We start from the raw sequence: 13,609 nt of genomic DNA, 5'->3' as shown, positions 1-13,609 counted from the left end.
GGCCGGGAAAGTCGCGGGCCACAACGGGATTAGTGTAGGTGCGGGCCGCGGCAGGATACGGGTGCCTAGCCAGTAAAGCCAGGCCGGAGCCTCGGAGAAAGTGAGGGCAGGAAGGTATACGAAAAAGCGGATGGGACGCAGGAGAGCTGCGCCGCGCTCGCCCCGGTTAAGCAAAACCGTGCCGCCCGCCGCGAGCCCAACGGCACCCGAAATATTCACCTAACGGCCAGGGCAGAAGCCTTATTTTAAAAGCTCAACTGTTGACTAACAGGCAATTAACTCTACTTTTGCCCTCTCCCGCCGGTGGCCGGGCGGCTCGTTTCCGGCCCGCCCACCGGCCCCAAATGCCGGCTATTCGCCGGCCTTGACAGCCACTGCCTGCGCCCCTGGCGGTAGCGGGCGACGAGGCATTCTTGCACTTCCACCTATTCCTCACCTGTATGGCTAAGCCGTTACTCCCACCCAACTACTTGCTGTGGCCGGTGCTGGCTTGCTGGCTGCCCGCCGCGGCTGTCGGGGCCGCCCCACGGCTCGCCCACGCCCGGCCCGCCGCGGCCCGGGCGCACCCCACGGCCCCCATCACCGGCCGCGTGCTCGACGAGAAGGGCGAGGGACTGCCCGGCGTGACGGTGCGCGTGCGCAACGGTACTCAGGGCACCTCGACCGATATCAGCGGCAATTTCACGCTCGACGTGCCGGCCGGTACGGTGCTCATCATCTCGGCGGTGGGCTACGCGACGCAGACCATCCCGCTCACCGACCAGACCACGCTGAGCGTGCAGCTGGTGCCCGACGTGCAAAACCTGTCGGAGGCCGTGGTGGTGGGCTACCTCACCCAGGAGCGCCAGAATGTGACTGGCTCGGTGGCCACCGTGAGCGGGGCCAACGTGCAGCGCGCCCCGGTGGCGTCGGTGGGCGAGGCCATTCAGGGGCGGCTGGCGGGCGTGCAGGTGGCCAACTCGGGCTCGCCGGGGCAGGCACCGGTCGTTAACATTCGGGGCCTGGGCACGCTGGGCGGCACCAACAGCTCGCCGCTCTACGTGGTGGATGGCCTCTGGCTGGAGCCCACGAGCAGCGCCGGGCGCGACATCAACCCCGCCGACATCGAGTCGGTGCAGGTGCTGAAAGACGCCGCTTCGCTGGCCCCGTATGGCAACTCGGGCGCTAATGGCGTGATTGTTATCACGACCCGTAAGGGCCGGCAGGGGGTGCCGGCCATCACCTTCAACGCCAAGGGCGGCGTGCAGAACCTGGTGCATCGCCTCGACCTGGCCGATGCCGCGCAGTGGGCGGCCATCAACAACCAGGCCTACGACAACGCCGGGCTGCTGCGCCAGGCCTACGCCGCCACCCTGCCGGGTACCAACACCAAATGGCAAGACGAGTTCTTCCGGCAAGGTTCGGTGCAGGACTACAACCTAGGGTTTTCGGGCGGCGGCCCCAACTCCAATTTTAACGTGACGGGCGGCTATTTCAACCAGAAGGGCACGGTGGTGGGGCCAGAGTTTGAGCGCTACACGATGCGCGTAAACACGGGCTTTAACCGAGGGCGGCTGCGGGTGGGCGAAAACCTCCAGCTGGTGCGCGCTAACCAAACCCGCCTCAACGCGCCGGCCGTGAACGGGTCGCCCTTTACCAACATCGTGCGCCTACCCCCCGTGGTGCCCGTGTACGACCCGACCCAGCCGGGCGGCTACGGCATCGGCACCAACAACGCCGTGACGTTTGGCACCAACCCGCTCGCGCTGCAAGACCTGCTCAATGATACCGGCACCTCCAACCGCGTGCTGGGCAACGTGTACGGCGAGGTGCAGCTGTTCGACTTCCTGCGCTACCGCCTCAACCTAGGGCTGGAGTACCACGGCTTTCACGACCAGCAGCGGCGCAAGTACGGCGTGTGGCGGCGCAACGATGTGCTCAATCCGTCTTATTTTGCTGAAGACCAGGGCAATGAATTATTCACCCAGGCCGAAAACACGCTCACGTATGACCAAAGCTTTGGCGACCACAACCTGACGGTGGTGGGCGGCTACAGCCGGCAGCGCCGCCAGTACGAGTACACGGGCGGCGTAAACTACGGTTACGGCACCGGGCCGGTGTACTACTGGGCGCTCGATGCGGGCAACCAGACACCGCAGGTCATCGGCTCGTCGTACGTGCAGGGCAAGGAGTCGTTTTTTGCGCAGCTCAGCTACGATTACAACCAGCGCTTTCTCGTCACGGGCGCGTTTCGGCGCGATGGCTCGTCGCTGTTTGCGGCCGACCGCAAGTGGGGCAATTTTGGCGCGGCCTCGGTAGGCTGGCGCCTTTCGAAAGAGAAGTTTTTGGCGGACATCAAGCTCATCAGCGACCTGAAGCTGCGGGCCAGCTACGGCAGCCTCGGCAACCAGTATTTGAGTGGGGCCTACGGCGGCTCGTACATCTCGCAGGGCTTCATCAACACCAACGCCAACTACGCCCTAGGTGCCAACCAAGCCGTGCAGAACGGCGCTATCCAGACGACGCTGGCCAGCAATGTGAAGTGGGAGGAGCGCCGCACCCAAAATTACGGCCTCGATTTGGCGCTGCTTGAGAGCCGCTTTAGCTTGTCGGCCGACTACTACATTTCGCGGACCTACGACGCCCTCATTCAGCCCAACCTGCCCGCCACCGCTGGCAACGCCGGCGACCTGCCCTACCAGAACCTCGGCCAGCTCGAAAACCGGGGCTTTGAGTTTCAGCTCGGCTACGCCGACGACCGCAAGCCCTTCAAGTACGGCATCACCGCCAACCTGACTACGCTGCGTAATAAGGTGTTGAGCCTAAACAGCGGGGCGCAGGAGGGCACGACGGCCAACTTCCTGACGGGCGGCCCCGGCAACATCACCCGCACCGAGGTGGGCTACGAAGTGGGCTCGTTTTACCTCTACCCCTTCGACGGCGTGTACCAAACCGGCGAGGCCAACATTCCGGCCGGCCTGAGCCCCGGCGACGTGCGCTACAGCGACACCAACGGCGACGGCACCATCGACGACCGCGACCGCATCCACGCGGGCCGGGTATTTCCCAAAATCCAGTACGGCCTGAACCTGACGGCCAGCTACGCCAACTTCGACGTGGCGATTTTCTTCCAGGGCGTGCAGGGCAATACCGTCTTCAACGACACCCGCTACTGGCTCGACCGCAGCGACGAAAACGGCAACTACCGGGCCGACTACAGCCCCTGGACGCCCGACAACCCCTCTACGACTACCCCGAGGGCCATCATTGCGGGCGGAGGCGGCATCGCGGCCGGCTACAACGCCCGCTACAACTCGACGCGCTGGCTGGAAAGCGGCTCGTACCTGCGCCTCAAAAACGTGCAGCTCGGCTACTCGCTGCCCAAAGACCTGCTGACGCGCTCAAAATACGTGGCCTCGCTGCGCGTGGTGCTCACCGGCCAAAACGTGTTTACGGTGACCAACTACAGCGGTTTCGACCCCGAAACCGTGGGCCTAGGCGCCCTGGCGCGCGGGGCCGATGTGGGCTCGTACCCCAACCTTCGCTCGTTTACGCTGGGTATTCAGGCCGGCTTTTAATCTTCTCTCCACCGCATTTAGCTAGGTAATAGCATGAAATTCACCTACGTACCGCGCCTGGGAGTAGCCGCCGCCCTGCTGCTAAGCGCCACCGCCTGCGAGAAAAACCTGCTCGACCAGGTAAATCCTAACCTGCCCACCGTGGAATCGTCGTGGCAAACCAGCGACGATGCCGTGCGCGCCTCCGTGGCCTGCTACGCGGGGCTGCAAGGGCTGGGCATGTACCGGCGCTGGCTCAGCTTCGCCTACGACATCCGCGACGACATCGGCTTCAGCCAAAGCCCCTGGGGCGAGCTGCGCGACTTCACGCGTTTCGTGCAGAACAACTACGATTTTGAGGTGTCGAACAACCTGTGGCGTGACCATTACCGCACCATTTTTCGCTGCAACCAGGTCATCGACCGCGTGCCCACAATTCAGGGCATGGACGCCGCGCTGCAGTTGCGTCTCGTGGCCGAGGCCCGGTTTCTGCGCGCCTTATCATACTTCAACCTGGTGTCGCTCTACGGCAACGTGCCGCTGGCCCTCACCTACAGCACCGAGCTAAGCCAAGCCACGCCCCAAGGTACCGAGGCCACAGTTTGGGCCCAAATTATCAGCGACTTGCAGGCCGCGCAGCCCGACCTGCCGGCCACTTACACCGGCACCGACCTAGGCCGCGCCACCCGCGGGGCCGCCACCACGCTGCTGGGCAAGGCCTACATGCAAAACCGCCGCTGGGCCGATGCCCAGGTCCAGTTCGCGCAGGTCATCAGCGCGGGCACGTATCGGCTCACGGCCGCCTACACCGACAATTTTCGCCACACGTCGGAGAATAATTCGGAGTCGATTTTTGAGGTGCAGTTTTCGGATATTAACCGAGGCGGCAACGATGCGGCGGGCGGCCCCACGGCTACTTCGTCGCAGGGCTTTCAGCGGCCGCAGTTTTGGGGCGTGCCCAGCACGCCAGGGCAGGTGGGCAGCACCGGCTACAACGACGGCGAGGTGCGGCCCTGGCTGGTAAATGAGTTCTTGCGCGAGGGCACCGCCGCCGGCCAGCGCGACCCGCGCCTAGCGGCCACCGTGTTTTACAACCGCCGCGACCAAACGCAGTTTCCCGCCGCCCTGCCCGCCGATGCCGACACGCTGGCCTACGGCGTAGGCTTTCTGAGCCGCTACCGCTCCACCTCCGACGACCCCACCGGCACCACCGCCCGCACCCAGCGAGCGCGGGTGTACTGGCGCAAGTACCAGAGCGACTACTACCGCGCCTTCGAGGACCTCGACTCGCCCAATAACTTCCGCGTGATGCGCTACGCCGATGTGCTGCTGCTGCAAGCCGAGGCCCTCAACGAGCAAAACCAGCCCAGCGCGGCCGCGCCGCTCATCAACCAGGTGCGCCAGCGCGCCGGGCTGGCCCCGCTGCCGGTGGGCGCGCTCACGCAGGCCGCCCTGCGTACCCAGCTCATGCACGAGCGGGCCACCGAGCTGGCCGGCGAGGGCGTGCGCTGGTTTGACCTGCAGCGCTGGGGCCTACTCGACAACCAGGCGGGCATCGCCCAGCTGCGGGCGCACGACGACGATTTCAGCAACTTCACCGTGGGCAGGGCGCGCCTGCTGCCGCTGCCCCAGGCCGACGTTGATTTGCTGCGCCTGACGCAGAACCCGGGATACTAACGAATAAGTGAGCCAGCTTGTAGGGTGCGGTGCTGGATAAGCTGCCCTAAAGCAGCTTATCCAGCGTAATCGGGAAGTCGCGCACGCGCTTGCCAGTGGCGTGGTAGATGGCGTTGCTAATGGCGGCGGGCACGCCCACGATGCCGATTTCGCCTAGGCCTTTGGCGCCGAGCGGATTCACGTGCTCGTCGGGCTCGGGCACGAAAATCACCTCGATGTCGTGGATGTCGGCGTTCACGGCCACGTGGTATTCGGCCAGGTTGTGGTTCATGAAGCGCCCTAGGTTCTGGTCGAGCACGCTTTCTTCTTCCAGCGCCATGCTGATGCCCCACACGATGGCCCCGCTAATCTGGCTGGTAGCAGTCTTGAGGCTGATGACCCGGCCGCCGGCGATAGCGCTCACCACCCGGCGCACGCAAATCTGGCCGAGGTCCTCGTCTACCTCCACCTCCACAAACACGGCCGAGTGCGAGTAGTAGGCGAAGCGCAACTGGTTGACCACGCTCGGAATGGCCGTCGTTTCTTCCTCAAGGTACATGACCTCGCCCTGGCGCATGGCTTCGGTAAACGACACGGCGGTGGCGGGCTCGTCGCGGCGCTGCACGTAGCCGTTCGTGAACTCGACCTCGTCAAAATCGGCGTCGGCGAGCGGGGAGTTTTCCACCTTTTGAGCCAGCTTGAATACCTGCTTGGCTATCTTTTCGCAGACCTCCTTCACGGCCGAGCCCACGGTGGCTACTGTGCGCGAGCCACCCTCGAAGGGCGCTTCGGGCAGGTCGGTATCGCCGAGCCGGAAGGTGACCTGGTCGAGCGGCAGCCCGAGAGTTTCGGCCGCAATGACCGTCATGGCCGTGTAGGTGCCGGTGCCGATGTCGGCGGTGGCGCTGCCCACTTCGAGCTTACCCGTCACCGAGAGGCGGGCCTTGGCCGAGCCCTTGCCCTGCTTGGCCTCCCACATGCCCGAGGCCATGCCCCAGCCAATGAGCTTGGTGCCCTCGCGGGTGGCGCGGGGCTGCGACGCGCGGCGCGCCCAGCCAAAGCGCTCGGCGCCCTGGGCGTAGGCCTCACGCAGAGCTTTGCTGGAGAAGGGCTTGCCTTCCATCTGGTTTTCCGGGGCGTAGTTTTTCAGGCGCAGCTCCAGCGGGTCCATATTTAGCTTGTAGGAAAGCTCGTCAAGGGCGATTTCGAGGGCGATGACGCCGGTGGCCGCGCCGGGGGCGCGCATGTCCATCGGCGTGAAAACGTCGAGCTTCGTCAGGAAGTACCCTAGGTCCACGTTGTCGCACTGGTAGAGCATGCCCGACCAGTTCACCACGTTTTCTGTATAGTTCTCGAAGGTGGAAGTTTCGGCCAGCGCCTCGTGGCTGATGGCTTGCAGCGTGCCGTCGAGGTCGGCCCCCAGGGCCACGGTTTGCAGCGTGCCAGGCCGGTGGCCAAAGCTGAACATCTGCTGGCGCGTGAGCACCACCCGCACCGAGCGCCGGAGCTCGCGGGCGGCCATCACGGCCAAATAGAGCTGGTACTGCGGCCGCAATCCCGAGCCAAAACCGCCGCCCATGTACGGACTCAGCAGGCGCACCTCGCTCTTTTTCAGGCCGAAGACCTTCATCACGTACGCCTGGTTGTTCACCACTCCCTGCGTCTTGTCGTAGATGGTTAGCTTGCCGTCTTCCTCCAGCACCACCGTGGTGCCGAACAGCTCCAGCGGGTTGTGGTGCTCGGGCATGTGGGTGTACTCGGCCTCGAACTGCACCGGCGCCTTTTTCATGGCGCTTTTAAAGTTGCCCCGGCTTTTGGGCGCCTCAAAGCCCGACTTGCCCTTGGGCGCGTCGAAGCCGTGCTTGCGCTTGCTGGCCAGGTCGGTGTCGGGCAGCTCGGCCGCGTACTCGACCCGCACCAGCGAGGCCGCGTAGCGCGCCACCTCGTACGACTCGGCCACGACCAGCGCGATGGGCTGCTGGCCAAACTTGACGTCGGGACTGTAGAGCGGCCGGAAGGGCGACCCCGAAAGCGAGTCTTCGTCCTTGAAGCTGCGGTCGAGCCGGGCCGGGTGCGGCGCGTTTTCGTGAGTGAAAACTTGCAGCACGCCCGGCAGGCCCAGCGCCTCGGTGGCGTCGATGCCGGTGATGGTGCCCTTGGTGATGGCGCTGCTCACCACGAAGCCGTAGGTCAGGCCGGGGGTGTTGAACTCGGCGGCGTACTTGGCCTCGCCGGTTACTTTGGCGCGGCCGTCGACGCGGCTAATCGGCTTGCCGATGTAAGTAGGGTGGCTCATAGGGCGGGGGAGGGTTGCTGCATATCGACGGCCAGTTGCAGGGCGCGCACGATGGCACGCTTGGCCAATTCAATCTTGAACGTGTTGCTGCTATAGCCTTTGGCACCCTGCACCAGCGCCTCGGCCACTTGCCGAAAATTCTCCTTGGTGGCCGGCTGGCCGTGCAGCAGCGCCTCGGCCTCGGGCTTGCGCCAGGGCTTATGGGCCACGCCCCCTAGGGCGATGCGCGCCTCGCGGATGGTGTCGCCGTCCATGTCCAAGCCCACGGCCACGCTCACCAGGGCGAAGGCGTAGCTGGCCCGGTCGCGCAGCTTGAGGTAGGTGTAGTGCTCGGCGAAGCCCTGGGCGGGCAGGTCGATGCTGGTTATCAGTTCGCCGGGGCGCAGCGTGTTGTCGTACTGCGGCTCGTCGCCGGGCAGGCGGTGAAAATCGGCCAGTTCGATGCTACGCTCGCCGTCGGGACCGGTCACGTTCACCACGGCCTTTAGGGCGGCCAGGGCCACGGCCATGTCGCTGGGGTGCGTGGCGATGCAGTGCTCGCTGGTGCCCAGAATGGCGTGGATGCGGTTGTAGCCGCCCACGGCCGAGCAGCCGGTGCCGGGCTCGCGCTTGTTGCAGGGCGTGGCCGTGTCGTAGAAATAGTAGCAGCGGGTGCGCTGCAAGAGGTTGCCGCCGTCGGTGGCCATGTTGCGCAGCTGCGCCGTGGCCCCCGCCAAGATGGTTTTCGACAGCAGCGGGTAGCGCCGCTCCACCTCGGGGTGGTAGGCCGTTTGGGCGTTGGTCATGAGCGCCCCCAGGCGCAGGCCGCCCTCTGGCAGCGTTTCGATTTGGTGCAGGGGCAGGCGCGTGATGTCCACTAGGTGGCCGGGGCGCTCCACGTTTTCCTTCATCAAATCGAGCAGGTTCGTGCCGCCGGCGATGAACTTGGCGACTGGGTCGGCGGTGGTTTCGCGCACGGCCGTGGCCACGGCGTCGGCCCGCGAGTAAGTAAAGCTGTTCATATCGAGTAAGCGGGGGCTTGATTTTGCTGGTGCAGCACTTCTTCCACCGCCGCCACGATGCCCGGATAGGCGCCGCAGCGGCAGATGTTGCCGCTCATCAGCTCGCGGATGTCGGCGGTTGTTTTGGCTTTGCCCTCACTCAGCAAGCCCGCCGCCGAGCAGATTTGGCCCGGTGTGCAGTAGCCGCACTGAAAGGCGTCGTGCTCGATAAAAGCGGCTTGCAGCGGGTGCAGCTCGTCGCCCTTGGCCAGGCCCTCGATGGTCGTGATTTCACTGCCGTCCTGCATCACGGCCAGCGTGAGGCAGGAGTAGATGCGCGTGCCGTTGAGCAGCACGGTGCAGGCGCCGCACTGGCCGTGGTCGCAGCCTTTCTTAGTGCCGGTCAGGTCGAGGTACTCGCGCAGCAGGTCCAGAATGCTGGTCCAGGGCGCTACCTCTAGGTGCTTTTCCACGCCGTTGAGGGTGAGCGTGATGGGGTGCTGCGGCGGCAGCGCGACGGCCGTGTGGCCGAGCGGCGCGGTGGCGACGGGTATGGGCATAAGAGAGGAGGAGGAAAGTGACGATAGCTCAATAATCTGATAAGCAATAGCATAAGGCCAAATAAGACTTCGTTTCTTCGTGCGGCGACCCCTGCGCAATGGCAGACAGTGCGTAAACACGGCTCCTGAAGAAGCCGCCCCCGGCGCCGTAGAAATCCAGGGCCCTAGGGAGCAAAAAAGCCCGCTTCCAACTCAGCGCGGGCCAGCCAGCCGGTAGGTGAGCAGCACATCGAGGGTGGGCAGGTAGCCATGACGGCGCAGGCTGGTATCGACTTCGTGGTCGAGGTCGGTATAAAGCTGCTGCGTGACCCCTAGGGCATCGACCAGCGAGCGGTTGGAGGCAAACTGGCTGCGGCTGGTGAAGATTTTGCCCAGGCCCGCTTCCAGGTTCAGGCCGAAGCGCGAGTCGCTGAACTCGAACGAGCGCCCCACCCGCAGCCCGCCCAGCCACAGGTTGGTTTGCATCTCGAAGACCAGGGCTGGCGAAGCCAGCAGGCCAAAGCCCGAGAAGTCGCGCCCGAAATACGCCCCCAGCCCCTCGGCCGGCGTGATGGCCCCGGAGGCCAGGTGCACGTACTGCCCAAACAGCCCCGCATACCAGGGCGAGTTGGCGTGCACGTTGACGCCCACGCTCAGCGAGCTGCCCCGCCGAAACGAGCGGTCAATAGCATCGCCCAGCTGCTGGTCGAGCCCAAAGCCTTCGAGCGTTTTGAGGGTGTAGCGGTCGAAGGGCGGCACGATGAGTCCGCCCTGTACCCGCGCCGAAAAGCGCCGGCTGGCCTGCAGCTGGTAGCCCGCCGAGTAGCTCAGCGGCAGCTGCACCCCCGCAAACACCGTGTGGCGCAGCGGAAAGTGCGCCGCCGGGGCGTTCGTTTGGGCCTGGGCCAGCAGCGGCAGGCTCAGGAGTAAGAGCGTAGTTTTTAGCATCCTAGGGGGGAGAATAGTTGCTGGGGCCGCCAAGCCGCCCCGGCTAGGTTAAACCTCAGGTATTGAGCACCTCGCCGCCGTTGGGATGGATGGCCTGGCCCGTGATGTAGGACGCGTCTTCCGAAGCCAGAAAGACGTAGGCCGGGGCCACCTCGGAGGGCTGGCCGGGGCGCTTCATGGTCGTGTCCTGCCCAAACTCGGCCACCTTATCGGCCGGGAAGCTGGCCGGAATAAGCGGCGTCCAGATAGGACCAGGCGCCACGGTATTGGCCCGGATTTTCTTCTCCGCCAGCTGCTGGGCAATGGAGCGGATGTAGGCCGTAATGGCCCCCTTCGTGGCGGTGTAGTCCACCAGCTGCTGGTTGCCCCGGTAGGCATTGATGGACGAGGTGGCGATAATGGAATCGCCTTCGTGCAGGTGTGGCAAAGCGGCTTTCACCACCCACACCAGCGGAAAAAAATTGAGGCAGCTGGAGGCAGCGGCGGCCCTCGGCCAGCACCAGGCGCTCGGTCTCGTTGGCGTCGCTCTGCTCCTCCGCTTTGTAGGAAATGGCCACGTCGGCGCCTTCGCGGGCAAAGTGCAGCTCCACGGCCCGCCCGATGCCCGAGTCGCCGCCCGTGATGAGGGCCACCTTGCCGTCGAGCTTGCCGCTGCCGCGGTAATTAGCCCGGATGTATTAGGGCGGCGGGGTCATTTCGGCTTCGAGGCCGGGCTGGTGGTCTTGGTGCTGCGGGGGTAGGGCAGTGGGTTTGGAAGACATAGATTGAGAAGTAAAAGGCAGCTGCCAGAAGCAGACTGCCAAGTCACGGGAGCTTGTTGCTACCCCTCAGATTTACGGCTAAGCCACTGGTCGTAGTTGTCTTTTTTATTTGTTAACTATTTTAATAATAGATAATTACCGATTAACACTTAGCTTCTGCTGAGGTAACTACGGGGCCGTTCTAAGGATTTGCCGCAGGTGGAGCCAGTCTACACAACGTTTTTTAATTCAGTTCTTTCGCAAGCGTCTCGAAAACCGCATTCAGTCAGGCCACAGCCCGCTTTTTCCAGCACATCCATGCCGTAACCGCGGGGACTTCATACCAATAGTTGGTTCTCCTTCTATTTATCCACACCTTGGAGCAGTCTAGGCACTAGGCCGAAACTTAGGTTAGCTAGACCACCTCAAGTAGGGGTGCGGACTCGCTGAGGGATGCAATACTCAGGCTAGCCCGGCATTTTGTCCTGCTCGGCTAAGTACTTGTGCACCAGCGTCACCGCCATAGCGCCTTCGCCCACGGCCGAGGCCACGCGCTTCACGGAGTTGAGGCGCACATCGCCGGCGGCAAACGAGCCGGGCACGCTGGTTTCGAGGTGGTAGGGCGGGCGCACCAGGGGCCAGCACGCGGGGAAACCGGGGCGGCCCACCAGGTCGGGGCCGGTAATGAGGTAGCCCTTGGGGTCGCGGATGATGGCCGTTTCGCGGGCCCAGTCGGTGTTGGGCTGGCCGCCGATGCAAATGAAGAGCTTGCCGGCCTCGTGCCAGGTGGCGGTGCCGTCCTCCGAGTTTGCCAGCTTGATGCCTTCGAGCACCTGGTGGCCGGCCAGCTCCTGCACCGTGGCGTGGTACAGGATTTCGATGTTGGGCGTGGTCGTGACGCGCTTGACGAGGTAATCGGAGAGCGTGGCAGCCAGGCTGCCCTTGCGAATCACCATGTACACTTTCCGCGCGAAGCCCGCGAAGTAGCTGGCCGCCTGCCCCGCCGAATTGCCGCCGCCCACCACAAACACGTCCTTGTCCCGGCAAAACATCGCCTCGCTGGCCCCCGCGCCGTAGTACAGGCCCTTGTTGAAAAACTGCGCCTCGTTGGGCAGGCCGAGCTTGGCGTATTCCACGCCGGTGGCGCAAATATTGGCGCGGGCCACTAGCTGGTCGCCGCTGGCCAGGTCCACGTGAATGCGGTGGTTGTAAAACGTGCCCTTGATGCCTTCGCGCAGCAGCAGAATATCGACCCCGAACCGCAGGGCCTGCTGGCGGGCGCGCTCGGCCAGCTCGGCCCCGGCAATGCCCTCGGGAAAGCCCATGTAGTTCTCAATCAAGGAGCTAGTGCCCGCCTGGCCGCCGATAGCCTCGCGCTCAATCAGCACGGTGCGCAGGCCCTCGGAGGCGGCGTACACGGCCGCGCTGAGGCCCGCCGGCCCCGCGCCGTAGATGGACAAGTCGTATTCTTGGCGGCTGGGCTTGCTAATCCAGCCCAGGTGCTGCGCCACTTCCTGCACCGTGGGATTCAGCAGCAGTTGCCCGTCGGGAAAAGCGATGGCCGGCACCCGCTGCCCGGCCGCGTACGCCTGGCGCAGGCCCGCGGGCAGCGCTGCGGAGTCGACCGTCGCGTCGACCCAATCGTACTGGACCACGCTGCGCTGCAAAAAATCGCGCAGCGGGTAGAGCTCCGGCGCATCGGGCGAGCCGAAAAGAGTGAGTTTAATCATGAGCGGTGGGCGGGGAAAAGCGACCTCCTACCCCTAACGAGGGGTGGGGAAGGCCCGCACGTAGGGGACGGGCACCGGCGCGTCAGCGTGCAACTCAGTGGCCGCCCGCAGCGCAAAATACGGGTCGCGCAGCAGCTCCCGTGCCAGTAGCACCAGGTCGGCCTGGCCGTTGGTGATGAGCGCGTTGGCCTGCTCGGGCGTGGTAATGAGGCCCACGGCGCCAGTGAGGATACCGGTATCCGCTTTGATTTTCTCCGCGTAGGGTACTTGGTAAAGGGGCACTACTTTGGCCCGGTCGGGCATGCCAAACCCACCGGCCGAGGCCGTCACCACGTCTACCCCGTGCAGCTGCAACACCGCTACCAGCCGCACCGAATCGGCCAGGTGCCAGGCGTGTTCTTCGTCCGAAAAATCGACGGCCGAGAGGCGCACCAGCAGCGGCATCGTGGCGGGGATGACGGCCCGAATCGCATCCACCGCCTCGACCAGCAGCCGGATGCGGTTCTCAAAGCTGCCCCCGTACGCATCGGTGCGGTGGTTGGCCAGCGCCGAGTAAAACTGGTGAAACAGGTAGCCGTGCCCCGCGTGCAGCTCGATGGCATCGAAGCCCGCCCGCACGGCCCGGGTGGCAGCCTGGGCAAACTCGGCCACCAAGTCGGCTATTTCGGCCAGGGTCAGCGCCTCGGAGGTGTGCTGCTTGTCGAGCGCCACGGCCGAGGCGCTCTTGGTGACCCAGCCGCCTTCGGCGGGCGGCAGGTAGTGAAAGCCCGCCGTGGGGTGCGCGTGGCTGCCCTTGCCGCCCGCGTGCCACAACTGCACGGCTATTTTGGCGCCCTGCGCCTGCACAAACTCCACCACCGGCCGCCACGCCGCCACCTGGGCCTCGTTCCACAAGCCGGTATCAAACAAGGTGTTGCGCCCCTGCGGCGACACGGCCGTGGCCTCGGTAATTACCAGCCCTACCCCGCCTACTGCGCGGCTACCCAGGTGCACCAGGTGCCAGGCGCCCACCAGGCCCTCGGGGCTGAGGTACTGCTGCATGGGCGACATAACCAGCCGGTTTTTCAGCTGCAAGCTGCGGATTTGCAGCGGCGAAAACAAAGGACTACTCATAAATTTACGTTAGCTGATTGACTGGATAGTAACTTGACTCAGGGGGCTGTCTACATTCTTATCGGACAGCG

At 64.6% G+C, this 13,609-nt stretch carries 8 protein-coding genes and 1 pseudogene; 2 read left to right on the top strand and 7 right to left on the bottom strand.

All coding sequences use genetic code 11. The features are described 5' to 3' along the window. The first annotated feature begins 440 nt into the window (after positions 1–440). Together ACFSDX_RS11450 and ACFSDX_RS11445 are read left to right on the top strand one after the other, a co-directional pair. Positions 441–3,557, top strand: a complete 3,117-nt coding sequence (locus ACFSDX_RS11450) for a SusC/RagA family TonB-linked outer membrane protein (protein WP_382313551.1) — start codon at positions 441–443, stop codon at positions 3,555–3,557. Positions 3,558–3,590: 33 nt separating this feature from the next. Next, positions 3,591–5,213 carry a RagB/SusD family nutrient uptake outer membrane protein gene (locus ACFSDX_RS11445; RefSeq protein ID WP_382313550.1) on the top strand — a complete coding sequence of 541 codons (1,623 nt, stop codon included), beginning with the start codon at positions 3,591–3,593 and terminating at the stop codon, positions 5,211–5,213. 46 nt (positions 5,214–5,259) lie between these two features. On the opposite strand, the gene ACFSDX_RS11440 is transcribed toward ACFSDX_RS11445, so the two are convergent. The 7 genes and pseudogenes from ACFSDX_RS11440 to ACFSDX_RS11410 form a co-directional block, all read right to left on the bottom strand. Beyond that, a complete protein-coding gene (locus ACFSDX_RS11440) occupies positions 5,260–7,488 on the bottom strand; it encodes a xanthine dehydrogenase family protein molybdopterin-binding subunit (protein WP_382313549.1) in 2,229 nt (742 codons plus the stop codon). After that, positions 7,485–8,489 carry an FAD binding domain-containing protein gene (locus ACFSDX_RS11435; RefSeq protein WP_382313548.1) on the bottom strand — a complete coding sequence of 335 codons (1,005 nt, stop codon included), beginning with the start codon at positions 8,487–8,489 and terminating at the stop codon, positions 7,485–7,487. Before ACFSDX_RS11435 ends, ACFSDX_RS11440 begins: the two co-directional genes overlap by 4 nt. Further along, positions 8,486–9,028 carry a (2Fe-2S)-binding protein gene (locus tag ACFSDX_RS11430; RefSeq protein ID WP_382313546.1) on the bottom strand — a complete coding sequence of 181 codons (543 nt, stop codon included), beginning with the start codon at positions 9,026–9,028 and terminating at the stop codon, positions 8,486–8,488. The genes ACFSDX_RS11435 and ACFSDX_RS11430 overlap by 4 nt, the downstream gene beginning before the upstream one ends. A gap of 192 nt (positions 9,029–9,220) precedes the next feature. Then, on the bottom strand, positions 9,221–9,955 hold the full coding sequence (locus ACFSDX_RS11425) for a hypothetical protein (protein ID WP_382313545.1): 735 nt from the start codon (positions 9,953–9,955) through the stop codon (positions 9,221–9,223). A 55-nt stretch (positions 9,956–10,010) separates the two neighbouring features. Then, positions 10,011–10,716 (bottom strand): annotated as a pseudogene (locus ACFSDX_RS11420) (SDR family oxidoreductase). Between the two features lie 446 nt (positions 10,717–11,162). After that, positions 11,163–12,425, bottom strand: coding sequence for an NAD(P)/FAD-dependent oxidoreductase (locus tag ACFSDX_RS11415; RefSeq protein WP_382313544.1), 1,263 nt, complete (start codon positions 12,423–12,425; stop codon positions 11,163–11,165). A gap of 33 nt (positions 12,426–12,458) precedes the next feature. After that, positions 12,459–13,538, bottom strand: coding sequence for an NADH:flavin oxidoreductase/NADH oxidase (locus ACFSDX_RS11410; protein ID WP_382313542.1), 1,080 nt, complete (start codon positions 13,536–13,538; stop codon positions 12,459–12,461). Positions 13,539–13,609 lie beyond the last annotated feature (71 nt).

The sequence above is a fragment of the Hymenobacter bucti genome (assembly GCF_042681145.1).
Taxonomy (GTDB): Bacteria; Bacteroidota; Bacteroidia; order Cytophagales; family Hymenobacteraceae; genus Hymenobacter; species Hymenobacter bucti.
This window is presented reverse-complemented; position numbering and strand designations above follow the sequence as displayed.